Below are 24799 nucleotides of genomic sequence, written 5' to 3'. Positions count from 1 at the left end.
TATCACTGCGGGTTGGCACGGGTGCTGGACAGCAGGTTCTTCAGGTTGGCCGCCTTCGGCTTGACCAGCCAGAAGCGCCGCACGTAGTCGTCCAGGTTTTCCCAGAGCTCACGACCCCATTCGCTGTTGGTTTCTTCGACGTATTCAGCCAGCACGCGCTGCAGGTGGCTGCGATAAGCCTCCATGGCCTCGCCGCTGATGCGCTGGATCTCGACCAGTTCGTGGTTGAGCTTGTCGACGAAGCTGTTGTCCATGTCCAGCACGTAGGCAAAACCACCGGTCATGCCCGAGCCGAAGTTGTAACCGGTCTTGCCCAGAACGCAGACAAAGCCACCGGTCATGTACTCACAGCAGTGATCGCCGGTGCCCTCGACAATCGCGTGGGCACCGGAGTTGCGCACGGCAAAGCGCTCGCCCGCGGTACCGGCGGCGAACAGCTTGCCGCCGGTGGCGCCGTACAGGCAGGTATTGCCGATGATGGCGCTGTGCTGGGTGGCGAACGGGCTGCCCGCAGGCGGTACGATCACCAGCTTGCCACCGGTCATGCCTTTACCGACGTAGTCGTTGGCATCGCCTTCGAGGTACATGTTCAGGCCACCGGCGTTCCACACCCCGAAGCTCTGCCCGGCAGTGCCCTTGAAGCGGAAGGTGATCGGTGCCTTGGCCATGCCCTGGTTGCCGTGCAGGCGGGCGATTTCGCCGGAGATCCGCGCACCGATGGAACGGTCGCAGTTGCAGATGTCCAGGTCGAACTCGGCGCCCGACAGGTCGCGAATGGCCGGCAGGGCCATGTCGACCATTTTCTCGGCCAGCACGCCCTTGTCGAACGGCGGGTTGCGGTCGACTTCACAGAACTGCGGCTTGTCGGCCGGCACGTGCTCGCTGCCCAGCAGCGGGCTGAGGTCCAGGTGCTTCTGCTTCTCGGTTTCGCCGGGGAGCATTTCCAGCAGGTCGGTACGCCCGATCAGCTCGCCGAGGCTGCGCACGCCGAGCTTGGCCAGCCACTCACGGGTTTCTTCGGCGACATAGGTGAAGAAGTTCACCACCATGTCGACGGTACCGATGTAGTGATCCTTGCGCAGCTTGTCGTTCTGGGTGGCAACGCCGGTGGCGCAGTTGTTCAGGTGACAGATACGCAGGTATTTGCAGCCCAGGGCGATCATCGGCGCGGTGCCGAAGCCGAAGCTTTCAGCGCCGAGGATCGCCGCCTTGATCACGTCCAGGCCGGTTTTCAGGCCGCCGTCGGTCTGCACCCGGACCTTGCCGCGCAGGTCGTTGCCGCGCAAGGTCTGGTGGGTTTCGGCCAGGCCCAGCTCCCACGGCGCACCAGCGTACTTGATCGAGGTCAGCGGCGAAGCGCCGGTGCCGCCGTCGTAGCCGGAGATGGTGATCAGGTCGGCATAGGCCTTGGCCACGCCGGCGGCGATGGTGCCAACGCCCGCTTCTGCCACCAGCTTGACCGAGACCAGCGCCTGCGGGTTGACCTGCTTGAGGTCGAAGATCAGCTGCGAAAGGTCTTCGATCGAGTAGATATCATGGTGCGGCGGAGGCGAGATCAGGGTCACGCCAGGCACGGCGTAGCGCAGCCGGGCGATCAGGCCGTTGACCTTGCCGCCAGGCAGCTGCCCGCCCTCACCCGGCTTGGCGCCCTGGGCCACCTTGATCTGCAGCACTTCGGCGTTGACCAGGTACTCGGGGGTAACGCCGAAGCGGCCGGTGGCCACCTGCTTGATCTTCGAGCTCTTGATGGTGCCGTAGCGGGCCGGGTCTTCGCCGCCCTCACCGGAGTTGGAGCGCGCGCCCAGGCGGTTCATCGCCTCGGCCAGGGCTTCGTGAGCTTCCGGCGACAGCGCGCCGAGGGAGATACCGGCAGAGTCGAAACGCTTGAGGATATCTTCCAGCGGCTCGACCTGCTCCAGCGCCAGCGGCTGGTCGGCGACCTTGACCTTGAGCAGGTCGCGGATCATCGACACCGGGCGCTTGTCGACCAGCGCGGTGTATTCCTTGAACTTGGCGTAATCGCCCTGCTGCACGGCGGCCTGCAGGGTGTTGACCACGTCCGGGTTGTAGGCGTGGTATTCGCCACCATGGACGAACTTCAGCAGGCCACCCTGCTGGATCGGCTTGCGCGCGCTCCAGGCTTCGGCGGCGAGCAGCTTCTGCTCGTTCTCGATGTCGACAAAACGTGCGCCCTTGAGGCGGCTGGCAACGCCACGGAAGCTCAGGTTCACCACTTCTTCCGAGAGACCGACGGCTTCGAACAACTGCGCACCACGGTAGGAACCGACAGTCGAGATACCCATCTTCGAGAGGATCTTCAGCAGGCCCTTGGAGATGCCCTTGCGGTAGTACTTGAAGACTTCTTCCAGGTCACCGAGCACTTCGCCGGTGCGGATCAGGTCGGCGAGCACTTCGTAGGCCAGGTACGGGTACACCGCCGAAGCACCGAAACCGATCAGCACGGCAAAGTGATGCGGATCGCGGGCGGTGGCGGTTTCAACCAGGATGTTGCTGTCGCAACGCAGGCCCAGCTCGGTCAGGCGGTGATGCACGGCCCCCACGGCCAGCGACGCATGCACCGGCAGTTTGCCCGGGGCGATATGGCGGTCGCTGAGCACCAGCTGGGTCTTGCCACTGCGCACGGCTTCTTCGGCCTGATCGGCGATGTTGCGCACCGCAGCTTCCAGGCCCAGGCTCTCTTCGTAGTTGAGGTCGATCAGCTGGCGCTCGAAGCCGGGGCGGTCGAGGTTCATCAGCGAACGCCACTTGGCTGGCGAGATCACCGGCGAGCTGAGGATTACCCGCGAGGCGTGCTCGGGAGACTCCTGGAAGATGTTGCGCTCGGCACCCAGGCAGATCTCCAGCGACATGACGATCGCTTCGCGCAGCGGGTCGATCGGCGGGTTGGTGACCTGGGCGAATTGCTGGCGGAAGTAGTCATAGGTCGAACGCACGCGCTGCGAGAGGATCGCCATCGGCGTATCATCGCCCATCGAACCGACCGCTTCCTGGCCTTGCTCGCCGAGCGGACGCAGTACCTGGTCGCGCTCTTCGAAGGTGACCTGGAACATCTTCATGTATTGCTTGAGCTGGTCAGCATCGTAGCTGGCCACGCCCTGGTCGTCGCTGAGGTCGGCCTGGATGCGCAGGGCATTCTGGCGCAGCCAGCGCTTGTACGGGTGGCGCGACTTCAGGCGGTTGTCGATGGCGTCGGTGTCGAGGATCTGCCCGGTTTCGGTGTCCACGGCAAAGATCTGCCCCGGGCCGACACGGCCCTTGGCGATCACGTCTTCGGGCTTGTAGTCCCACACGCCGATTTCCGACGCCAGGGTGATATAGCCGTTCTTGGTCGTGACCCAGCGCGCCGGGCGCAGGCCGTTACGGTCGAGCAGGCACACCGCGTGGCGGCCTTCGGTCAGTACCACGCCGGCCGGGCCGTCCCACGCTTCCATGTGCATGGAGTTGTATTCGTAGAAGGCGCGCAGGTCGGCGTCCATGGTCTCGACGTTCTGCCACGCCGGCGGAATGATCATGCGCACGCCACGGAACAGGTCGATGCCGCCGGTGACCATCAGTTCGAGCATGTTGTCCATGCTCGAGGAGTCGGAGCCGACGCGGTTGACCAGCGGGCCGAGCTCTTCCAGGTCCGGGATCAGGTCGTTGGCGAACTTGGTGCGACGCGCCTGGGCCCAGTTGCGGTTACCGGTGATGGTATTGATTTCGCCGTTGTGGGCGAGGAAGCGGAACGGCTGCGCCAGCGGCCATTTCGGCAGGGTGTTGGTGGAGAAGCGCTGGTGGAACACGCAGATCGCGGTTTGCAGGCGCTCGTCGCTGAGGTCCGGATAGAAGGCGGCGAGGTCCGCCGGCATCATCAGACCTTTGTAGATGATGGTCTTGTGCGAAAAGCTGCAGATGTAGTGGTCGGTGTCGGCGGCGTTGGCCACCGAAGAGCGACGACGGGAACTGAACAGCTTGATGGCGAATTCCTGATCGCTCAGGCCTTCACCGCCGATGAACACCTGCTCGATCTGCGGCAGGCGTTCCAGGGCCAGGCGGCCGAGGACGCTGGTGTCGATCGGCACTTTGCGCCAGCCCACCAGTTGCAGGCCAGCCGCGAGGATCTCGCGGTTCATGTTGGCGCGCGCGGCTTCAGCCTTGGCGTTGTCCTGATTGAAGAACACCATGCCGACCGCGTACTGCTTGGGCAGCTCATTGCCGAACTGTTCGCGGGCCACGGCACGCAGGAACTGGTCGGGCTTCTGCATGAGCAGACCGCAACCGTCGCCGGTCTTGCCGTCGGCGTTGATCCCACCGCGGTGGGTCATGCAGGTCAGGGCCTGGATGGCCGTTTGCAAAAGGTGGTGGCTGGGTTCACCCGTCATATGGGCGATCAGGCCAAAACCACAGTTATCCTTGAATTCTTCGGGATGGTACAGACCTGTTTTCATAGACACTTTCTCACCAGGTTCGCCTCTCTCCAAGGCAAATCTTTTTTTAGTACAACCACTTACCATCCACGCCGAACGAATGCCAGCTTTGCGGGGGCAATAGGGGAGCCATTGTTGCACAGCGACAGGGAAGCCCACAAATTTACGACGAATTGCCGTAAATCCATGTCGCGTTTTTGAATGTTTTTAAGCGTGCACCGTGGTAACGGCATGGCTTGAGTCTGAAGCGTTTCAGCCTGGACTGCAAGATGGGCTTGTGGCCGGCAGTCTGGGACAGAAAAGCCTGCCGCGCAGTACGCAGCAGGCTTGACCGATGTTCAGGAGTCGCTCAGCAGGTGGCGGGGGTAGTGCCACCAGGCTATATCAGCGGGTCGAGGCCAGTTCTTGTTGGACGCTGGCGACGGTACGTGGCCAAGGTTTACCAGCCTGGACCTTGGCTGGCAAGGCCTTGATTGCAGCCAGAGCGGCGTCACGGCTGGCGAAGCTGCCGTAAGTGATCACGTACAGCGGCTTGCCCTGCAGGGTTTTCTTGAAGTAGCGATAGTCGCCACCTTGCGCCTTGACGTAGGCCTGGGCCGACGCTTCGGAGCTGGTACCGAGGATTTGCACGACATAATTGCCCGGCTTCTGCCCGGCATACCAGCTACCACCGGCCGCAGGCTTGGCCGCCGGCTTCTCGGCAGGCTTAGGTGCAGGCTTGGCGGTTGCAACCTGGGTTGGCGCAGGCTTGGCAGCAGGCGCAACCGGCTTGCTGGCAACAGGCGCCACCGGCTGCTGCACAGGTGCAACCGGCTGTACCGGGGCAACGGGCTGTGCTGGAGCAACCGCTTGTGCCGGCGCTGGTGCTGGGCCAGCGGCGACACCCGCCGGTGGAGCAATAGTGGTGACGGTAGGTGGCTGCAGTGCGGTTTCGCCAGCCGGCGTGGACTCTTCACCCTCGCCCATGCCGGTCGACTCGGCCAGCGGGCCACGCATCACCGGTTGCGACTGACCTACCAGCGGCAGCGGCATTGGTTGCGAATTGCCGGCGAACTCGATGGCCGGGCCGCCATTGTTCGACTGGGCATTGCCCGGCTGCCCCTCACCCAGCGGCAGTTGCGCCTGTTCGGCAGGAGCAGTCGGCGCCTGATCACCCTTCTTCGGCATCAGCACGGCGGCCGCGACGGCGACCACGACGACAGCAGACAACGCCAGCACATGTTTCTTCGGCATATTGAACCCCATTGATGGTCGCTTCGCCGTGGTCCGGCTGGCGATCATGGCTTCGATCAAGGTATCGCGGGCGACCTGGTTGATTGCCCCAGGCCAGCCGTCAGAGTTTTGGTGAATATCAACGATCTGTTCACTGGTGAACACCTCGATGCCCCGCCCGGCACCGTCCAGGCGCTGCTCGAGGTACTCACGGGTTTCTTCTTCGCTATAGGGCTCAAGCTCGATGACATGGAAACGTTCCTGCTCGGCATTGAGCTCTTCCAGCCCGGCGATCAGTGACGGCTCGCCAAACAGGAAGACATGCGGACGCCCTTCCGGAGTGCCCGCCGCCAACTCCAGCAAGGCTTGGAGTGCCGACTCGCCAAGTTGTTCCGCATCGTCCACCAGCAGATAGACTTCCTGCCCGGTCAGGGCCAGTTGCACCACCTGGGCGAGGATGTCCGGGACTTCGACCTGGGCCACGCCCAACGACTGGGCAACCTGGCCGAGCAGGCTGGCGGCATCGTTGGCACCACGGGCGGAAACCACCACGCTCTGCACCGATTGCTTGTTGGTGCTGGCCACCAGGGCCTGACGCAGCAGGGTTTTGCCGCTGCCCTGCGGGCCGGTAACCACCAGCAGCAACTGGCTGTAACGGGCCAGGTGGTGCAGCTGGCCCAGCACCGGCTTGCGCTGGGCAGGGAAGAATTTGAAACCCGGCACCCGTGCAGCGAAGGGGTCGTGGTTCAACTGGTAATGGCCGAGAAAGGCCTCGTCGGCATGCAAACTAGTCATCGGACGCTCATCAACCTCAAAGCTGGGCCACGATCGCGCGGTAATCCGCGGCCAGCGTGGCCTGAAGAATCTCTTTCGGATAGTCGTCGGTGACCACCGCTTCGCCCATGCGGCGCAGCAGGACCAGACGCAGACGACCGTCGAGTACCTTTTTATCTACTGCCATGTGCTCCATGAACTGCGCCGGGGTCATCTCGGCGGGTGGCACCACCGGCAAGCCTGCGTTCTGGAACAGACGGATACCACGGTCACGCTCCTGCTGGCTGATCCAGCCCAGGCGCATGGACATTTCCAGGGCCATGACAGTACCGGCAGCGACGGCCTCACCGTGAAGCCACACACCATAGCCCATGTGGGTCTCGATGGCGTGACCAAAGGTGTGGCCCAGGTTCAGGGTGGCGCGCACGCCGGACTCACGTTCATCAGCACCGACCACCGCGGCCTTGGCCGCGCAGGAACGGCGGATGGCCTCGGTCAGCGCCACCTGGTCGAGGCCGCGCAGGGCCTGCATGTGCTCTTCGAGCCAACCGAGGAACGGTTCGTCACAGATCAGGCCGTACTTGATCACTTCGGCCAGGCCCGCCGACAGCTCGCGCGGCGGCAGGGAATTGAGACTGCGGGTGTCGATCAGCACCGCATTGGGCTGATAGAAGGCACCGACCATGTTCTTGCCCAGCGGATGGTTGATGCCGGTCTTGCCGCCCACCGACGAATCGACCTGGGACAGCAGGGTCGTCGGCACCTGGATGAAATCCACGCCGCGCTGGTAGCAGGCGGCGGCAAAGCCGGCCATATCGCCAATCACCCCACCGCCAAGCGCGACCACGGTAGTGCGGCGGTCGTGGCGGGCAGTCAGCAGCGCATCGAAGATCAGCTGCAGGGTTTCCCAGTTCTTGTAGGCCTCGCCGTCAGGCAGCACCACCGGCAGCACCGAATAGGCTCCCAGGGTCTTGCTCAAACGTTCCAGATAGAGGGGGGCGACAGTCTGGTTGGACACGATGGCGACCTGCCGGCCGGCAATATGCGGCGCCAGCAGTTCAGGTTGATCCAGCAGGCCTTCGCCAATGTAGATCGGGTAGCTACGTTCGCCCAATTCGACCTTTAGTGTCTGCATGTGTCCCCACAATGAACTAGGCGCGGCATCGATGGCTCGAACCGCGCGATAACGGTGTGCCCTGTCACGGCATGACTGGTCGCGAGGATAGTCCTGGCTTAACGGGGCGGCAACTTCTGCAAGCGCTCGAGAATATCCTGCACCACCATCCGCGGCGGCCGTTCGTCGGTTTCCACCACCAGATCGGCAATCTCGCGGTAAAGCGGGTCGCGAACCTCCAGCAGCGCGCGCAAGGTCGCCTCCGGGTTGGCCGTGCGCAGCAACGGCCGGTTGCGATCACGCGAGGTACGCCCGACCTGCTGCTCGACCGAGGCGTGCAGGTACACCACCCTCCCGCCGGCATGCAGGGCCTGGCGGTTGGCATCGCGCATCACCGCGCCGCCTCCGGTAGCCAGCACCACGCCATCGAACGCACAGAGCTCGGCGATCATCGCCTGCTCGCGGTCACGAAAGCCCGGCTCGCCTTCCTTATCGAAGATCCACGGGATATTGGCGCCGGTGCGCAATTCAATTTCCTTGTCGGAATCCTTGAACGGCAGGCGCAGCTCTTTGGCCAGCAGGCGGCCGATGGTGCTTTTGCCAGCACCCATTGGCCCCACAAGTATCAAATTTCGCACAGAATCAACGACTCACAGCAATCGCCTGGTCACTCATGATACGCGGAGTCAGGAAGACCAGCAGCTCGGATTTTTTCTCTTGTAGAACATCGCGACGAAACAGCCGCCCAACATACGGCACATCGCCGAAAAATGGCACCTTGTCGACAACTTTACTTTGCACCGTTGAGTACACGCCGCCGATCACGATGGTCTCGCCATCATTGATGCGCACCTTGGCATTGACCTCGTTCTTGCGGATCGCCGGCACGTGATCGAGGGCATTGAGGTAGTCGGGCTCGTCCTTGGTCACCTTGACCGCCATGATCACCCGGTTGTCCGGGGTGATCTGCGGGGTTACCTCCAGAGACAGCGATGCCTCGCGGAAGGTCACGGAGATGGCACCGCTGCCGCTGTTCTCCTGATACGGCACCTCGGTGCCCTTGAGGATCCGCGCGGTTTCCTTGTCGGCGGTAACCACCTTGGGCTGGGAGATGATTTCGCCATTGCCGGTGCGCTCCATGGCGCTGAGCTCCAGGTCAAGCAGCACGCTGTTGCGCACCAGGCCAAAGCCAATGCTGGATGCTGCTCGATCCGCGCCAAGGTCGACAAAGGTATCGCTGCCGCCCAGGCTCAAGCCCTTGCCCACCTGCACCTCTCCACCCCAGCGCACGCCCAGGCTCTTTTCGAAATCGACGTTGGCCTCGACAATCCGCGCCTCGATCATCACCTGACGAACCGGCACATCCAGTTCGCCGATCAGCCTACGCAGCTCTTCCAGACGCTCTGGCGGCTGGCTGGCGACCAGGGTATTGGTGCGCTCGTCGACACTCAGCGAACCGTGGCTGGCGCCCCCGGCCTCATGGGCCATCAGGGCGTGGAACAACTCGGCGATATCGGTGGCCTTGGCATGATGGATCGGGATCAGCTCGCGCCGCGACGGCGCTGATCCGGCCAGCTCGGCACGCGGTGCGACCAGCAGCACATTGCCGTCCTTGCGCTGCTCCAGGCCCTTGCTGCGCAGTACCAGATCCAACGCCTGGTCCCAGGGCACATCCTGCAAACGCAAGGTCACCTTGCCTTGAACCGCGTCACTGGCCACCAGGTTGACCCCGGAAAAGTCGGCCAGCACCTGCAATACCGTGCGTACCTCGACATCCTGGAAATTAAGCGAAAGCGGCTCGCCACCGTACAGCTGCTTCCCCGCAACGACGCCGGCAAACAGACAGCCCCCTATCAGCGCTGCAATAACACCCCCCTTGCCCATCGATGACCTCCCTGGCCAGCACCTTCAACGCAGGGCGAGTGTTCGCCGCCGCAGTTGCCAGCCTTGGCCGGCAATAAAAACCTGCTCGATAACGTCAACCTGCCGCTCGCTTATCTCGACAACCTTCCCCTGGTCACGGCCCAGCCGGTCACCGACCTGAAGCCGATGCACAAGGCCATCAGCCTGAATCAGTGCATAGCGGATGCCGCGACTGGCCAGGCTGCCGACCATCTCGAACTGCTCCAGCGCCAGACGCTGCAAAACATCGGCGGCTGGCTGCAGCGCAGAAGGCGCAAAAGGGTTGCGCAGCACGGCAACTGCTCGGCGCTCGGGAGGCTCTGGCGGCAAGCCCTGCGCCAGGGCATACAGTGAGTGATGCCGGTAGGTCCGGGCCTGCAGCTCCATGAGCACAAGCCCCGCATCGGCCGGCTTGAGCGACAACTTATGCACGGTCACCAGCCGCGGCTGCGCAGCCAGGTCAGCGAAGAACCCGGCAAGGTCCGAAAAGGCGCCACGCAGGCGCAGTTGCAGGGGCCGCTCAAGGTAATGCTCAGCGGGTGACGCTTCGAGCACCTGCAGCTGCTCGATGGCCACCGCATGGGCCTCGGCCAGGCGGGACAGGGTTTCAAACACCTCAGGCTCGTCGCGCCCCGACGACAATTGCCAACGGGCTTGTTGCAGACGGCTGTGCAATGCCGCCTGCTCGGCACTGCTTGCACCCTCGTGCGGTAATGGATCGGTCCCTTGGCCAACCTGCATCAGCAAAGGCCGCAAATGCACGGCGTAGGCCAAGCTCGCCAGCAGTGCCAGCAACCCCATCAGCATCATCACCTGCACGGGCCAGGCGCGCCGTGCCACCGGGTCCCAGAGGCTCAAGGCGCTACCTTCAAGGCCGCGACCAACTCGAACGCATGGCCTTCCTCGACCGCACTTATCTGCTGCAACTCGGCAGAACTGATCAAGGGTGAGGACGACAGGTTGCCTGCCAATTGCGCAACCAAAGCGGCCGACTGAGCCATTCCAGTGAGTTTGAGCGCAGTCAGCTCCTGGCTCAGGGCGGTGAGGTACAGACCGTCGGGCATGGCCTGCTCAATATGTTCAAGCACATCCACGGCAAAAAAACGGCCAGCCTGCAGGCCCTCCAACTGACGCAGCTCATGCAGCAGGGCTTCAGGCTCCGGCTGCCCGCCCTCCTGCTTGAGCGTGGCCAGGCTCAGCGCCTGCTCCTGCAGCACGCCCCGGTAATGGAGGTCGACGAACCCGGTGGTAACGGCAGCCAGCAGCACAACGGCTGCACAGCCAGCCTGAAACCTTCGAATACGCAGGCGATGGCGGCGCTCGCGCCACGGCAACAGGTTTAGCCCGCAACCCCACATCGCCAGGCCACAGGCCACGCGCAGGCTCGATGCCACGTGCGCCAGCTCGGCGTCGAGCTGCAGAGTCGCCGCGTTGTCAGTGGTTGCACGCTGCACTGCATGACTGTCAATTTCCAGCACCCTGGCGCTCAGCCCTGCGACCTCTAAGGTGGCTTCCAGCACATCCAGCATGCCGCGATGGCAAGCGGCAATCGCCACCTGCACGCTGGATGCATCGCCTGCAACCGGTTCAAGAACCTGGTAATCCAGCGCGGTATCTTCAAGGTCAAAGGGGATGAACTGCTCGGCGGCATCGTGCACGCGCGCAGCGACTTCGGCATCGCCCAGGCCAGCCGGCAGCGTCAGCAATTTGCTGATGGCCCGCGTAGCCGGCAAGGCCACAGCGCCCTGCCGACAGCGGCTGCCGCTGCGCTGCAGTGAGCGTTTCAAGGCCTGCCCGACCACCTCGGGGTCGGCAATCCAGCCATCTACCACGGCCCCCGCAGGCAGCGGCTCAAGCGCCCAGGCCCGCACGCACCAGGCGCCTTTGCGCCGGTGCAACTGCACCAGTCGGATGGACGGTGGGGCAATTTCTATCCCCAGGAGTGAACCGGCATCCATGCCGAAGCGTCCTAGCATTGGTTTTTCCTTGCTGGCGGTAGCCGCGCGCGTAACGCGGCGAGTTGAAAAATGCTTATAATGCCCAGCGTTTATCCTTTGTCCGCTGGCCCCGCGCGCAACCCATTCTTCTATCTGGACGCCCAAAAGCCTTGATACGCCTGCTGAAGTTCTTCTGGTGGTCTTTCGTCGCAGTCATCTGCGCGCTCGTGCTCGGTCTGAGCGGCGCATTTCTGTATCTTAGCCCCAGCTTGCCCTCGGTAGAGGCCCTTAGAAGCATCCAGTTGCAGATCCCCTTGCGGGTCTACAGCAGCGACGGCAAGCTGATCGCCGAGTTTGGCGAAATGCGCCGCTCGCCCATCCGTTTCGCCGACATTCCGCCGCATTTCATCCAGGCCTTGCTCTCGGCCGAAGACGACAATTTCGCCAATCACTACGGCGTCGACCCCAGCAGCCTGATGCGTGCTGCAACACAATTGCTCAAGTCCGGGCACATCCAGACCGGCGGCAGCACCATCACCATGCAGGTGGCGAAGAACTTCTTCCTCAGCAGCGAACGCAGCTTCTCGCGCAAGACCAACGAGATTCTCCTGGCCCTGCAGATCGAACGCGAACTGACCAAGGACGAGATCCTCGAGCTGTACGTCAACAAGATCTACCTGGGCAACCGCGCCTACGGCATCGAGGCCGCAGCGCAGGTGTACTACGGCAAATCGATCCGCGATGTGAGCCTGGCGCAGATGGCGATGATCGCCGGCCTGCCTAAAGCACCGTCGCGCTTCAACCCATTGGCCAACCCGGTGCGCGCCAAAGAGCGCCGCGACTGGATCCTGGGGCGCATGTACAAGCTCGGCAAGATCGACGAAGCCAGCTACCAGGCTGCCCTGGCCGAACCGATCAACGCCAGCTACCACGTACCGACCCCGGAAGTTAACGCCCCTTACATTGCCGAAATGGCCCGCGCCGAAATGGTCGGTCGCTACGGCAGCGATGCCTACACCGAAGGCTTCCGTGTCACCACCACGGTGCCAAGCGACCTGCAGGAAATCGCCAACAAAGCCGTACTCAATGGCCTGACCACCTACGATGAGCGCCACGGCTACCGTGGCCCCGAATCGCGCTTCCCGGGCAAGACCCGCGACGCCTGGCGGCAGGAGCTGAGCAAGCAGCGCCCGCTGGGCGGCCTGGAACCTGTGATCGTCACCGACGTCAGCAAGGCCGGCCTGCAGGTTCTGACCCGCGCCGGCAATCAGGAAAGTGTGGCCTGGGAGACCATGAAGTGGGCCCGCCCGTTCCTCAACACCAACAGCCAGGGTCGCGCGCCGCAGCAGCCTTCGGACGTTGCCCAGGTCGGCGACCTGATTCGCGTCCAGCGCCTGGACGACGGCAGCCTCAAGTTCAGCCAGGTACCGGGAGCGCAGAGCGCTCTGGTATCACTGGACCCGAACAGCGGTGCGATCCGCGCCTTGGTCGGCGGCTTCTCGTTCGAGCAGAGCAACTACAACCGCGCCATGCAGGCCAAGCGTCAGCCGGGCTCGAGCTTCAAGCCGTTCGTGTACAGCGCCGCGCTGGACAACGGCTACACCGCCGCCAGCCTGGTCAACGACGCGCCTATCGTGTTCGTCGACGAGTACCTGGACAAGGTCTGGCGCCCGAAAAACGACACAAACACCTTCCTCGGCCCGATCCGCATGCGCGAGGCGCTGTACAAGTCGCGTAACCTGGTATCGATCCGCCTGCTGCAGGCCATGGGTGTCAGCTCGACCATCGACTACATCAGCAAGTTCGGCTTCAACAAGCAGGACCTGCCGCCCAACCTGTCCCTGGCCCTGGGCACCGCGACCCTGACGCCGATGGAAATCGCCACCGGCTGGAGCTCCTTTGCCAACGGCGGCTACAAGATCAGCCCGTACCTGATCGAGCGCATCGAGAGCCGCAACGGCGAGACCCTGTTCACCGCCAACCCGCCGCGGGTCCCGCAAGCCGAGCAGGTCGAAGCCGGCATCGCCGCACCAGAGCAGGCAATCAGCACCCAGCTGCCAGGTGAAGGCCTAAGTACCGTCACCAGCAACGAACCTGCTGCCATCGTTCAACCGCCGGCCGTGGCCGAGCGCATCATCGACGGTCGCACCAGCTACATCCTCACCAGCATGCTCCAGGACGTGATCAAGCGCGGCACCGGGCGCCGCGCCCTGGCCCTGGGCCGTACCGACCTGGCAGGCAAGACCGGCACCACCAACGAGTCCAAGGACGCCTGGTTCTCCGGCTATAACGCCGATTACGTGACCACGGTGTGGACTGGTTTCGACCAGCCGGAAACCCTCGGCCGTCGCGAATACGGCGGCACCGTGGCACTGCCGATCTGGATGAACTACATGGGCGCTGCGCTCAAGGACAAGCCCAACCATGCACCGGCCGAGCCGGAAGGCATCCTCAGCCTGCGCGTCGACCCGGTCAGCGGTCGCGCGGCCACACCGAGCACGCCGAATGCCTACTTCGAGCTGTTCAAGGCCGAAGACACACCGCCGTCGGTCAATGAGCTGGGCAACGGCAGTGCGCCAGGCAGCCCGCTGCCAGCGGACGAAGCGGCACCGATCGATCTGTTCTGATGACCAATGGGGCTGCTTCACCAGCCCATCGCCGGCAACGCCGGCTCCCACAATCGCGCTGCATACGCTGAACCTGTGGGAGCTGGCCTTGCCAGCGATGAAGCCAACACCCACCCACAGACGATCCCCCACAAAAAAGCCCCGACTCTCGCGAGCCGGGGCTTTTGGTTACAACGCTACAACAGCTTAGCCGTTGAACACGTCATCCACGTTTTTCAGCGGGTAGTTCTTCGGATACGGCAGGGTTGCCACGCCGGTCTCGATCGCGGCCTTGGCCACGGCATCGGAAACGACGGTGATCAGACGGGCATCCATTGGCTTCGGAATGATGTACTCACGGCCAAATTCCAGGGAGTCGACGCCGTAGGCTGCGCAGACTTCCTTCGGCACTGGCAGCTTGGCCAGGTCCTTCAGGGCGTTGGCGGCGGCGATCTTCATCTCTTCGTTGATGCGCTTGGCGCGAACGTCCAGGGCACCACGGAAGATGAACGGGAAGCCCAGTACGTTGTTGACCTGGTTCGGGTAGTCGGAACGACCGGTGGCCATGATCACATCATCACGGGTGGCGTGAGCCAGCTCCGGGGAGATCTCTGGATCAGGGTTGGAGCAGGCGAACACGATAGGGTTCGGCGCCATCGACTTCAGGCCTTCAGCGCTCAGCAGGTTCGGGCCGGACAGGCCGACGAACACGTCAGCGCCTTGCAAGGCGTCAGCCAGGGTGCGCTTGTCGGTAGCGTGGGCGAACACCGCCTTGTACTGGTTCAGGTCGTCACGGCCAGCGTGGATCACGCCAGTGCGGTCAACCATGAAGATGTTCTCGATCTGCGCGCCCATGCTCACCAGCAGTTTCATGCAGGAGATGGCGGCAGCACCGGCGCCCAGGCAGACGATCTTGGCGTCGGCCAGGTTTTTGCCAGCGATTTCCAGGGCGTTGATCATGCCGGCGGCGGTAACGATCGCGGTGCCGTGCTGGTCATCGTGGAATACCGGAATGTCGCACTGTTCGATCAGCGCGCGCTCGATTTCAAAGCACTCTGGCGCCTTGATGTCTTCGAGGTTGATGCCGCCGAAGGTGATGGAGATACGCTTGACGGTGTCGATGAAGGCCTGCGGGCTCTCGGCGTCGACTTCGATGTCGAACACGTCGATACCGGCGAAGCGCTTGAACAGAACGCCCTTGCCTTCCATGACCGGCTTGGACGCCAGTGGGCCGAGGTTACCCAGGCCGAGGATGGCGGTGCCGTCGGAAATGACTGCTACCAGATTGCCCTTGCCGGTGTACTTGTACGCCAGCTCTGCATCGCGAGCAATTTCGCGTACCGGCTCAGCAACGCCTGGGCTATAGGCCAGCGCCAGGTCGCGAGCAGTCGCGGTAGGTTTGGTGAGCTCGACGCTCAGTTTCCCCGGACGAGGCTGAGCATGGTATTCGAGAGCGGCGGTTTTCAGATCTGACATGGTGGGCATTCCGCTATTTACTGTTCTGACGGACCGCCGAGGATACGCAAAGAGCAAAGGGCCGACAAGACTGGTCGGTCACTTGTGTCAAGGCCTTTAACCTACGACTTTCCGCCAAGAGCCGCAGTCTGTAAGGGTTTCGATGTGTACAATCGAAATTAAAAATGTAGACAATTTTTATCTTTCGACCCTTTCCAGCATCGAAGGATCGGTCAGCGGTAGCAACCAGCGCTGCTGACCAGGCTTCAGGCCACCTTTGCGGGAACGATCCAGCACCCAACCGCGGGCTTCGATGTGTCGACCCTTCAGATCAGTTAGGAAGGAAGAGGGGAAATTGCGCTGCAGGCGCGCCGGCACCTGGAGCACCAGAGAATCGTCAATTTCGATCCAGATACCACCGCGATTGCGCTCGATATCCATCACCTTTCCACTTATCAGTGCAAAGCCAGACTGGCGCAACTCGCTCGCCGGGGTCAGTGGCGATTGCCGCCACAGGCCCTTGCCGGCCTGACGAGCGGCGCGCTCGGCCTGCTCCTGGCAGACTGTCAGTGAGACGTTTGGCGCCACCGCAACACGATAGCCAAGGCCTTCACTGAGCAGTTGTGCTTCGAAATTGTCGCCAGAGCGGCCGTAGACATGCGCCAGAGTGCGGCCGTATTTGTCCCGCGCCTCGACGCCGGGAACCAGGCCAACCTGGCCGCCACTGGCCTTGACCAGGGCCTGCAAGCGCTGACGCGCGGCCTCGGCGAAGGCTTCACTGGTGCGACCCTTGCGACCAATTTCCGGTGCATTGATGCCGATCAAGCGAACGCTGCGACCATCATTCAGACGCAAGGTATCGCCGTCGACCACCTGACGCACACTGACCACTTGTGCATCGACCGGCGCCGCGCAGAACGCCAGGGCCGGCAACTGCCAAATCGCACCCATAAAAAAGGCGCCCGCGAGGGACGCCTTTTTCAGCAGCAATGCCAAACCCATGGGGCCAGCTTCGCGCAATCTTACTTCTTGGCACCGAACATGCCGAAGCGATCTGCGAACTTCTGTACGCGGCCGCCGGTGTCCAGGACCTTCTGCTTACCGGTGTAGAACGGGTGGCAGAGGTTGCAAACGTCGATCGGCAGGGCCTTGGCCAGAGTCGAGCGAGTTTCGAATTTGTTACCGCAGCTGCAGGTAACTTCTACAGCTTCGTATACCGGATGGATATCGGCTTTCATGGTGTTTCCTCAGTGCTGACGTGCCGCCACTCAACACCATTGTTGAATACCGCACGCAAAATAGGGTCCGAATAATACCAGAGCAAACAGCCAACGCAAGTTGTCGCTTACACCGGCGGTCGTCTGCTAGGCTCGCCGGGTCCTGGAATTCCCCTGCAGAGAACCTTTCGCGTGTCCGACGTCATTCTACGCCTTGCCCTGCCCTCGCCTCTGCGGCGGCTGTTCGACTACAGGGCACCGGCGAGCATGGCGCGCCAGGCACTGACCCCGGGCATGCGCATCCGCGTGCCGTTCGGTCGGCGCGAGATGATCGGCATCCTCATCGAGATCAGCGACACCAGCGAGGTGCCGGCCGACAAGCTGAAGCCGGCCATAGCCCTGCTCGACCCGGTGTCGCCGCTGCCACCGGCGCTGTTCAAGCTGTGCCTGTGGACCGCGCAATATTATCAGCACAGCCTCGGCGACACCTTGAGCTGGGCCCTACCGGTGTTGCTGCGCCAGGGCGAACCGGCGCAAGCGCGCCAGGAGCGCTTCTGGCAAGTGGCTCCGGGCGCTCGCCTGGACGACCCGCGCATCGCCCGCGCACCGCGCCAGCGCGAAGCCCTGGCAACCTTGGCGCAACATCCCCACGGTGTTGCCCATACCTTGCTGAGCAAGCTGATGCTGAGCAAGGACAGCCTCGACCTGCTGCTGGCCAAGGAACTGGTCCAGGTCGAAGTGCGCCGCCACCTGCCCCAGGAGCGCCACGAGCGCTGGTTGGCGCAGCCGGAACTGCCCCTGAACGACGAGCAGCGCGCCGCCTTCAATGCCGTGCGCTCGGGTTTTGACAGCTTTCATGCGTTTTTACTGGCCGGGGTTACCGGCAGCGGCAAGACCGAGGTCTACCTGCAGCTGATCCGCGAAGCCCTGGAAGCCGGCAAGCAGGCGCTGATCCTGATCCCGGAGATCAACCTCGGGCCGCAAACCTTGGCGCGCTTCGAGCAGCGCTTCAACGCGCGCATCGCCCTGCTGCACTCGGCGGTCAACGACCGCGAGCGCCTGGACGCCTGGCTGGCCGCCCGCGACGGCGAGGCCGACATCATCATCGGCACCCGCTCGGCATTGTTCACGCCGATGAAAAACCCGGGGCTGATCATCATCGACGAAGAGCACGACGGCTCGTACAAGCAGCAGGAAGGCCTGCGCTACCACGCCCGCGACCTGGCGCTGGTGCGCGCGCGCCAGGAGAACATCCCGATCCTGCTGGGTTCGGCCACGCCTTCGCTGGAGAGCCTGCACAACGCCCACAGCGGCCGCTACGGCCTGCTGCGCCTCAACCAGCGTGCTGGCGGCGCCCAGCAGCCGCGCTTCTTGCGTCTGGATGTCAAAAGCCGGCCACTGGACAGTGGCATCAGCGGGCCGATGCAGCAAGCCATCGGCCAGACCCTGGCTGCCGGCCAACAAGTACTGGTGTTCCTCAACCGCCGTGGCTTTGCCCCGACACTGCTGTGCCATGACTGCGGCTGGATGTCCGAGTGCCCGCGCTGCGATGCACGGATGACCGTGCACCAGCGCTCCAACGAGCTGCGCTGCCACCACTGCGGCTATGACGAGCGGGTGCCGCGCCAGTGCCCGCAGTGCAACAAGGTCGACCTGCGCCCGGTTGGCGCCGGTACCGAGCGCGCCGAAGAGCGCCTGAGCATTCTCTTTCCGGATTACCCGGTACTGCGCGTCGACCGCGACAGCACCTCGCGCAAGGATGCGATGAACCAGTTGTTCGCCACCATCCAGCGCGGCCAGCCGTGCATCCTGGTCGGCACCCAGATGCTCGCCAAGGGGCATCACTTTCCGCGGGTGACCCTGGTGTCGATCCTCGATGCCGATGGCGGCCTGTTCTCGGGGGATTTTCGCGCCAGCGAGCGCATGGCGCAGATGATCGTCCAGGTCGCCGGCCGGGCCGGGCGCGCCGAAGAGCCGGGCAAGGTGATCATCCAGACCCACCTGGCCGACCATCCTTTATTGGTGCAACTGACCGAACAGGGCTACTTCGCCTTTGCCGAGCAGGCCTTGAGCGAGCGCCGCGCCGCCGGCCTGCCGCCCTTCGCGCACTTGGCCCTGTTGCGCGCTGAGGCGCACAAGCCGGGGCAGGCCGAGGGTTTTCTCGATGAAGCCTGCAGCGCCGCCGAACAGTTATTGGCCGAACAGGGCCTGCACGGTATCGAGCTGCTCGGCCCGGTACCGGCGCCGATGGAGCGCCGCGCGGGGCGGTTTCGTGCGCAATTGTTGCTCCAGGCCAATGCCCGGGCACCTTTGCATCGACTGATCAGCGCCTGGTTGCTAGTGTTGGAGCAGATGCCGTCCGGGCGGCAGGTGCGTTGGTCGCTGGATGTCGATCCGGTGGATTTGTACTGATCCATCGCGGGGCAAGCCCGCTCCTACACATCCCTGTAGGAGCGGGCTTGCCCCGCGATAGCGCCCCAAAGGTTGGCAACCTCGCCCCGGCAACGGATAATGTCCAGTTTTTCCACCTGCGCATCGAAGCGCCGCCGCGCTTGCGGTCGAAAGAGAAGCCCATGAAAGACACCATTCGCCAGCTGATCCAGCAAGCCCTCACCCAACTCGTCACCGACGGTGTGCTGCCTGAAGGGCTGACGCCGGCGATCCAGGTGGAGAACGCCCGAGACAAGACCCACGGCGACTTCGCCAGCAACATCGCGATGATGCTGGCCAAGCCAGCCGGCATGAAGCCACGCGACCTGGCCGAGAAGCTCATCGCCGCCCTGCCTGCCGACGAGCAGGTCAGCAAGGTCGAGATTGCCGGCCCAGGCTTTCTCAACTTCTTCCAGAACACCCAGGCCCTGGCTTCGCGCCTGGATGCTGCCCTGGCCGACGCCAAGCTTGGCGTGAAGAAAGCCGGCCCGCAGCAGAAGGTGGTAGTCGACCTGTCGGCACCGAACCTGGCCAAGGAGATGCACGTCGGCCACCTGCGCTCGACCATCATCGGTGACGCCGTGTCCCGCGTGCTGGAGTTCCTCGGCGATGACGTGATCCGTCAGAACCACGTTGGCGACTGGGGCACCCAGTTCGGCATGCTGATGGCCTACCTGCAGGAAAACCCGATCACCAGCGACGAGCTGTCGGACCTGGAAAACTTCTACCGCGCGGCGAAAAAGCGCTTCGACGAATCCGAAGCGTTCGCCGACCGTGCCCGTGGCCTGGTGGTCAAGCTGCAAGCCGGCGACCCGGAATGCCTGAAGCTGTGGACCCGCTTCAAGGACATCTCGCTGTCGCACTGCCAGAAGACCTACGAGCTGCTCAACGTCAAACTGACCATGGCTGACGTCATGGGCGAAAGCGCCTACAACGATGACCTGGCCAATGTCGTCAACGACCTCAAGGCCAAGGGCCTGCTGGTCGAAAGCAAGGGCGCCCAGTGCGTGTTCCTTGAAGAGTTCAAGACCGCCGAAGGCGAGCCATTGCCGGTCATCGTGCAGAAAGCCGACGGCGGCTACCTGTATGCCACCACCGACCTCGCTGCCGTGCGCTACCGCAGCAATGTACTCAAGGCCGACCGCGCCCTGTACTTCGTCGACCAGCGTCAGGCCCTGCACTTCAACCAGGTGTTCGAAGTGGCCCGCCGCGCCGGCTTTGTCGGCCACCCGATGCACATGGAACACATGGGCTTTGGCACCATGAACGGCGCCGACGGCCGTCCGTTCAAGACCCGCGACGGCGGCACGGTGAAGCTGATCGACCTGCTCACCGAAGCCAAGGAACGTGCCTACGCCCTGGTCAAGGAGAAAAACCCTGAGCTGGCCGAGGCCGACCTGCGCGCCATTGGCGAAGTCGTCGGGATTGGCGCGGTGAAGTACGCCGACCTCTCCAAGCACCGCACCAGCGACTACAGCTTCAACTTCGAACTGATGCTCAACTTCGAAGGCAACACCGCGCCTTACCTGCTGTACGCCTACACCCGCGTTGCCGGTGTGTTCCGCAAGCTGGGCAAGAGCTTCGACGAAGTCGACGGCCAGATCATCCTGCAAGCGCCACAGGAGCAGGACCTGGCTGCACGCCTGGCGCAGTTCGGCGAGATCCTCAACAACGTTGCCGAAAAAGGCACCCCGCACGTGCTGTGCGCCTACCTGTACGACGTTGCTGGCCTGTTCTCCAGCTTCTACGAGAACTGCCCGATCCTCGGCGCCGACACCCCTGAACAGCAGCAGAGCCGCCTGCGTCTGGCGGCCCTGACCGGTCGTACCCTCAAGCAAGGTCTGGAACTGCTCGGCCTGGAAACCCTGGAGCGCATGTAAGTTGGCTGCCAAGAAAAAACCTGCACCCAAGCGCGGCGCCAGCCGCTATCAGGCACCTGCCAAGCAACCGATCCCGGGCTGGCTGTGGCTGGCAATCGGCCTGTCGGTGGGCGCCTTTGTCGTTTTCCTGATGAAGCTCGAGCCGGGCAACGGCGAGGTCAAGCGTACCAAGCCCGAGCAGCAGAAGGCCGAAAAGGTCGCCGAAGCCAACAAGACCGCACCCAGCCCGCAGCAGCCGGTGAAGCCGAAGTACGACTTCTATACCCTGCTGCCGGAATCGGAAGTGATCGTGCCACCTGAAGCGGTACCGGAGAAAACCCCGCCGGTGCCGGCGCAACCTCCGGTCACCCCGGCGGAAGCGGCGAAGATCGACACCGCCCGCGCCCAGGCAGCGCTGATGGGGCAGACGCCACCGCCAGCACCACCGGTGATCAAGCCGGCGGCGACCACCCAGTTCTTCCTGCAGGCCGGTTCGTTCCGCAAGCAGGCGGATGCCGACAAGGTTCGCGCGCAGATCATCCTGCTCGGCCAGGCGGTCAAGGTGGAATCCGGAACGGTCAAGGAAGAAACCTGGTACCGCGTACTGGTTGGCCCGTTCAGCAACCGTGAACAGCTGACCGTGGCGCAGAAGCAACTGGCCGGCAGCGGCTTCAGCAACTTGCTGTTGCAGCAACGCCAGACCCGCCAGTAACCCCGCCCCAAGCCTTGTCGCAGCGCACTGCGACAAGGCCTCCGGCTTTAACGCCGCTGAGCGTTGGCCAGTGACACCTGGGTATTGAGCGTCCAGAAGTCATACAGCACACCCACCAGAAACAGCCCGCCGGTACACAGGTAGATCAGGCCAGTGATCCACTTGCCCTGGTACATGCGGTGCACGCCAAACACCCCCAGGAAGGTCAGCAGGATCCACGCCAGGCTGTAGTCCAGTGGACCTGGCTGAAAGCGCAGGTCGGCTTCGCGGTCCATCGCCGGGATCAGGAACAGGTCGATCAGCCAGCCAATGCCCAACAGGCCCAGGGTGAAGAACCAGAGGGTGCCGGTGACCGGTTTGCCGTAGTAGAAGCGGTGCGCGCCGGTGAAACCAAAAATCCACAGCAGATAACCGATCACTTTGCTGTGGGTGTCGTGCAATTGACTGCCCTGTTGATAACTGTTCATTCATAGCCCCTGTGGGTTATCGATAAATTTTCTAAAGAAAAATGTGACTTTTCTCTGGCGACCCGACGTGTGGTCATTTGCCACCCCACCCGCCGCAAACCCCTATCCTGTCTGGCCCGCGCCTTTCAAATGCAGGCCAATCGCCGCTTCTGGCGGTTTTTGCCGGCACCTGGAATCGACCAACGGATCAGAATTTGATCAAAAAGCTGTTATAAAGTTGCGCGCTAACCCACCTAGAGCCCTGCCTATGCGTCCTTTTTTCAAGACATGGCTGACCATCTGCCTATTATTGCCACTGGCCGCCCACGCCACCAATCGTGAGCAACGGCTACCCAACGGTTTCTCCGGGTATACCTCCAATTCCACTGCTGCACGTGCATACAAGAACGTCAGCAGCAGCAACATCCAGCACAACCCCAAGCGCAGCGCCCGTTCGAGCAAGCCGCTACCGGTCGCCGCGGCCATGTCGCCGCAGCAGAGCAGCGATGTGCTCAGCCGCGCGGTCAACGTGCTCGGCACCCCGTACCGCTGGGGCGGCAGCAGCCCGAGCAAGGGCTTTGACTGCAGCGGCCTGGTCAAGTACGCCTTCAACGACATCGATGAAGTCGACCTGCCACGCACCTCCAACGCCATGGCCAGCGGCCACGGCATCAAGGTCGACCGCAACGACCTCAAGCCAGGCGACCTGATCTTCTTCAACATCAAGAGCCGCCGGGTCAACCACGTCGCCATCTACCTGGGTAACGACCGCTTCATCCACGCGCCGCGCACCGGCAAGCGGGTCAGCATCGACACCCTGAACAAGCCTTACTGGCAAAGCCGCTACGTGGTTGCCAAACGCGTCCTGCCAAAAAGCCAGCAACTGGCCCTGGCCAAGCGCTAGAAACGTCCCGGCGCCCGCTCACGAGCGCTGTCGGGGCTGACCAGCCCTTGCCGCACCAGGCCCTGCAGACAACCGTCCAGGGTCTGCATGCCCTGCGCCCCACCTGTCTGAATCGCCGAATAGAGCTGCGCCACCTTGCCCTCACGGACCAGGTTACGCACTGCCGGCGTTGCCAGCAGGATCTCGTGGGCCGCCATCCGCCCACCGCCAACACGCTCGACCAACACCTGCGACACCACCGCCTGCAGCGACTCGGCCAGCATCCCGCGCACCAGTTGCTTCTCTTCGGCGGCAAATACATCCACCAGGCGATCGATGGTTTTCGCCGCCGAGCCGGTATGCACCGTGGCCAGCACCAAGTGCCCGGTTTCCGCCGCAGTCAGGGCCAGGCGAATGGTCTGCGGGTCGCGTAGCTCACCGAGCATGATCACATCCGGGTCCTGACGCAGCGCCGCACGCAATGCCTGGGTAAAACCATGGCTGTGCCGGCCGATCTCGCGCTGACTGATCCGGCTGCGCTGCGAGCTGTGGATAAACTCGATGGGGTCCTCGAGGGTGACGATATGCAATGGTCGCTCGCGGTTCAGGTGATCGATCAGGGCCGCGAGGGTGGTTGATTTACCCGAACCGGTGGGCCCGGTGAGCAGCACCAGCCCGCCCGACAGCTCGGCAATCTGTCGAAACACATCCCCAAGACCCAGCTCGGCCAGGCTGCTGACCTGCGCCGGAATCACCCGCAGCACCGCCGCAGCGCCCTGCAACTGCTGGAACGCATTGACCCGAAAGCGCGCCAATGCTGGCACGGCGAAGGCAAAATCGACGTCCGAATGTGTTTCAAAATCCTTTTGCTGCGCCTCAGACATGATTTGCGCGAGCAGTTCATCCATGTGTTGCGGCGTCAGCAGCGGCAGCGCCAGCGGGCTCAAGCGCCCCTCAAGACGCAGCGCCGGTACTTCGCCCGCCGCCAGGTGCAAGTCGGAGGCACCGGCCCGCACCGCCAGCGCCAGTAGTTCAGTCACATCCATGAGACTCCCCAAAGACCGCCAAGCAGGTAGAATGCCGCAGACCCAAAGAGCCGCTGGCATCGATCAATGTCCACCATAGCAGACAACCTTTCCACGCTCGCCGCACGCATCCGTGCCGCCGCGCTGGCCGCCGGGCGCGAGCCTTCGGCCGTCCAGCTGCTGGCCGTGAGCAAGACCAAACCCGCCGCCGCCGTGCGCGAAGCCTTCGCCGCCGGGGTGCGCGATGTCGGTGAGAACTACCTGCAGGAAGCCTTGAACAAACAGGGCGAATTGACCGACCTGCCCTTGACCTGGCACTTCATCGGCCCCATTCAGTCGAACAAGACTCGTGCGATTGCCGAGCACTTTGACTGGGTACATTCCGTGGACCGCCTGAAAATCGCCCAACGCCTATCCGAGCAACGCCCCGACCACCTTGCCGCGTTGAATATCTGCCTGCAGGTCAACGTCAGTGGCGAAGCGAGCAAGTCCGGCTGCACCCCCGAGGAGCTGCCGGCACTGGCCAGCACCATCGCCGCGCTACCACGCCTGCGCCTGCGCGGGCTGATGGCGATTCCCGAGCCGACCGACGACGAGGCCGCCCAACAGGCCGCCTTCGCCCGGGTGCGCCAACTGCAGGCGAGCCTTGGCCTGGACCTCGACACCCTGTCCATGGGCATGAGCCATGACCTGGAAGCCGCGATTGCCCAGGGCGCGACCTGGGTGCGTATCGGCACCGCGCTGTTCGGTGCCCGTGACTACGGCCAGCCCTGACCCATGCTTTTTCCCTCTTTCCCTAT

At 63.3% G+C, this 24799-nt stretch carries 18 protein-coding genes; 6 read left to right on the top strand and 12 right to left on the bottom strand.

Annotated elements, in window-relative coordinates; genetic code table 11:
* Positions 1–2: 2 nt before the first annotated feature.
* The 7 genes from gltB to pilM all read right to left on the bottom strand — a co-directional run bounded on the left by gltB (position 3) and on the right by pilM (position 11405).
* Entirely contained in the window at positions 3–4448 is a 4446-nt protein-coding gene (gene gltB, locus NLX68_RS09695; RefSeq protein WP_159387999.1) for a glutamate synthase large subunit, read from the bottom strand.
* A gap of 363 nt (positions 4449–4811) precedes the next feature.
* Positions 4812–6434, bottom strand: coding sequence for an AAA family ATPase (locus NLX68_RS09690; RefSeq protein ID WP_254283819.1), 1623 nt, complete (start codon positions 6432–6434; stop codon positions 4812–4814).
* A 16-nt stretch (positions 6435–6450) separates the two neighbouring features.
* Complete coding sequence (aroB, locus tag NLX68_RS09685) at positions 6451–7548, bottom strand: 3-dehydroquinate synthase (protein ID WP_254283818.1); 1098 nt, start codon at positions 7546–7548, stop codon at positions 6451–6453.
* A 98-nt stretch (positions 7549–7646) separates the two neighbouring features.
* Complete coding sequence (gene aroK, locus NLX68_RS09680) at positions 7647–8165, bottom strand: shikimate kinase AroK (RefSeq protein ID WP_010222231.1); 519 nt, start codon at positions 8163–8165, stop codon at positions 7647–7649.
* A 4-nt stretch (positions 8166–8169) separates the two neighbouring features.
* Positions 8170–9411, bottom strand: a complete 1242-nt coding sequence (locus NLX68_RS09675) for a type IV pilus secretin PilQ (protein ID WP_254283817.1) — start codon at positions 9409–9411, stop codon at positions 8170–8172.
* Between the two features lie 24 nt (positions 9412–9435).
* Positions 9436–10287: a pilus assembly protein PilP gene (locus tag NLX68_RS09670; RefSeq protein ID WP_254283816.1), complete on the bottom strand. Its 852-nt coding sequence runs from the start codon at positions 10285–10287 to the stop codon at positions 9436–9438.
* Complete coding sequence (pilM, locus tag NLX68_RS09665; RefSeq protein WP_254283815.1) at positions 10284–11405, bottom strand: pilus assembly protein PilM; 1122 nt, start codon at positions 11403–11405, stop codon at positions 10284–10286. The genes NLX68_RS09670 and pilM overlap by 4 nt, the downstream gene beginning before the upstream one ends.
* Before the next feature lie 134 nt (positions 11406–11539).
* Here pilM and NLX68_RS09660 point away from each other — a divergent pair, with 134 nt between their 5' ends.
* Entirely contained in the window at positions 11540–13993 is a 2454-nt protein-coding gene (locus NLX68_RS09660; RefSeq protein WP_254284065.1) for a penicillin-binding protein 1A, read from the top strand.
* Positions 13994–14179: 186 nt separating this feature from the next.
* Here the strand turns inward: NLX68_RS09660 and NLX68_RS09655 are convergent, their stop codons facing one another.
* The 3 genes from NLX68_RS09655 to rpmE all read right to left on the bottom strand — a co-directional run bounded on the left by NLX68_RS09655 (position 14180) and on the right by rpmE (position 16665).
* A complete protein-coding gene (locus tag NLX68_RS09655; protein WP_254283814.1) occupies positions 14180–15448 on the bottom strand; it encodes a malic enzyme-like NAD(P)-binding protein in 1269 nt (422 codons plus the stop codon).
* Positions 15449–15625: 177 nt separating this feature from the next.
* Positions 15626–16447 carry a thermonuclease family protein gene (locus NLX68_RS09650; protein WP_254283813.1) on the bottom strand — a complete coding sequence of 274 codons (822 nt, stop codon included), beginning with the start codon at positions 16445–16447 and terminating at the stop codon, positions 15626–15628.
* 2 nt (positions 16448–16449) lie between these two features.
* Positions 16450–16665 (bottom strand): 50S ribosomal protein L31, encoded by a 216-nt coding sequence (gene rpmE, locus NLX68_RS09645; protein WP_010222223.1) that lies wholly within the window; start codon positions 16663–16665, stop codon positions 16450–16452.
* Positions 16666–16836: 171 nt separating this feature from the next.
* Between rpmE and NLX68_RS09640 the strand changes: the two genes are divergently transcribed.
* The 3 genes from NLX68_RS09640 (at position 16837) to NLX68_RS09630 (ending at position 21645) form a co-directional block, all read left to right on the top strand.
* The gene (locus NLX68_RS09640; protein ID WP_254283812.1) at positions 16837–19056 is read left to right on the top strand and encodes a primosomal protein N'; all 2220 of its coding nucleotides are present in this window, start codon (positions 16837–16839) and stop codon (positions 19054–19056) included.
* A 161-nt stretch (positions 19057–19217) separates the two neighbouring features.
* Positions 19218–20954, top strand: a complete 1737-nt coding sequence (argS, locus tag NLX68_RS09635; protein WP_254283811.1) for an arginine--tRNA ligase — start codon at positions 19218–19220, stop codon at positions 20952–20954.
* Between the two features lies 1 nt (position 20955).
* Entirely contained in the window at positions 20956–21645 is a 690-nt protein-coding gene (locus tag NLX68_RS09630; RefSeq protein ID WP_038997644.1) for an SPOR domain-containing protein, read from the top strand.
* A 47-nt stretch (positions 21646–21692) separates the two neighbouring features.
* On the opposite strand, the gene NLX68_RS09625 is transcribed toward NLX68_RS09630, so the two are convergent.
* Positions 21693–22112, bottom strand: coding sequence for an NINE protein (locus NLX68_RS09625; protein ID WP_010222217.1), 420 nt, complete (start codon positions 22110–22112; stop codon positions 21693–21695).
* Between the two features lie 247 nt (positions 22113–22359).
* Between NLX68_RS09625 and NLX68_RS09620 the strand changes: the two genes are divergently transcribed.
* Entirely contained in the window at positions 22360–22995 is a 636-nt protein-coding gene (locus NLX68_RS09620) for a C40 family peptidase (protein WP_254283810.1), read from the top strand.
* Here the strand turns inward: NLX68_RS09620 and NLX68_RS09615 are convergent.
* Positions 22992–24020, bottom strand: coding sequence for a type IV pilus twitching motility protein PilT (locus tag NLX68_RS09615; RefSeq protein WP_254283809.1), 1029 nt, complete (start codon positions 24018–24020; stop codon positions 22992–22994). The genes NLX68_RS09620 and NLX68_RS09615 overlap by 4 nt on opposite strands.
* A gap of 66 nt (positions 24021–24086) precedes the next feature.
* Between NLX68_RS09615 and NLX68_RS09610 the strand changes: the two genes are divergently transcribed.
* Positions 24087–24773, top strand: coding sequence for a YggS family pyridoxal phosphate-dependent enzyme (locus NLX68_RS09610; protein ID WP_254283808.1), 687 nt, complete (start codon positions 24087–24089; stop codon positions 24771–24773).
* Positions 24774–24799 lie beyond the last annotated feature (26 nt).

This window comes from Pseudomonas sp. SBB6, from assembly GCF_024213215.1.
In the GTDB taxonomy this organism is placed as follows: Bacteria; Pseudomonadota; Gammaproteobacteria; order Pseudomonadales; family Pseudomonadaceae; genus Aquipseudomonas; species Aquipseudomonas donghuensis.
The sequence above is the reverse complement of the archived record's forward strand: the minus strand, read 5'-3'. Positions and strand labels throughout refer to the sequence as shown.

Coding starts and splice junctions, on each gene's coding strand:
- NLX68_RS09675 (WP_254283817.1), bottom strand. CDS start 9,411: ATGGGCAAGGGGGGTGTTATTGCAGCGCTGATAGGGGGCTGTCTGTTT.
- NLX68_RS09620 (WP_254283810.1), top strand. CDS start 22,360: ATGCGTCCTTTTTTCAAGACATGGCTGACCATCTGCCTATTATTGCCA.
- NLX68_RS09690 (WP_254283819.1), bottom strand. CDS start 6,434: ATGACTAGTTTGCATGCCGACGAGGCCTTTCTCGGCCATTACCAGTTG.
- argS (WP_254283811.1), top strand. CDS start 19,218: ATGAAAGACACCATTCGCCAGCTGATCCAGCAAGCCCTCACCCAACTC.
- NLX68_RS09625 (WP_010222217.1), bottom strand. CDS start 22,112: ATGAACAGTTATCAACAGGGCAGTCAATTGCACGACACCCACAGCAAA.
- gltB (WP_159387999.1), bottom strand. CDS start 4,448: ATGAAAACAGGTCTGTACCATCCCGAAGAATTCAAGGATAACTGTGGT.
- rpmE (WP_010222223.1), bottom strand. CDS start 16,665: ATGAAAGCCGATATCCATCCGGTATACGAAGCTGTAGAAGTTACCTGC.
- NLX68_RS09655 (WP_254283814.1), bottom strand. CDS start 15,448: ATGTCAGATCTGAAAACCGCCGCTCTCGAATACCATGCTCAGCCTCGT.
- aroB (WP_254283818.1), bottom strand. CDS start 7,548: ATGCAGACACTAAAGGTCGAATTGGGCGAACGTAGCTACCCGATCTAC.
- NLX68_RS09615 (WP_254283809.1), bottom strand. CDS start 24,020: ATGGATGTGACTGAACTACTGGCGCTGGCGGTGCGGGCCGGTGCCTCC.
- NLX68_RS09610 (WP_254283808.1), top strand. CDS start 24,087: ATGTCCACCATAGCAGACAACCTTTCCACGCTCGCCGCACGCATCCGT.
- pilM (WP_254283815.1), bottom strand. CDS start 11,405: ATGCTAGGACGCTTCGGCATGGATGCCGGTTCACTCCTGGGGATAGAA.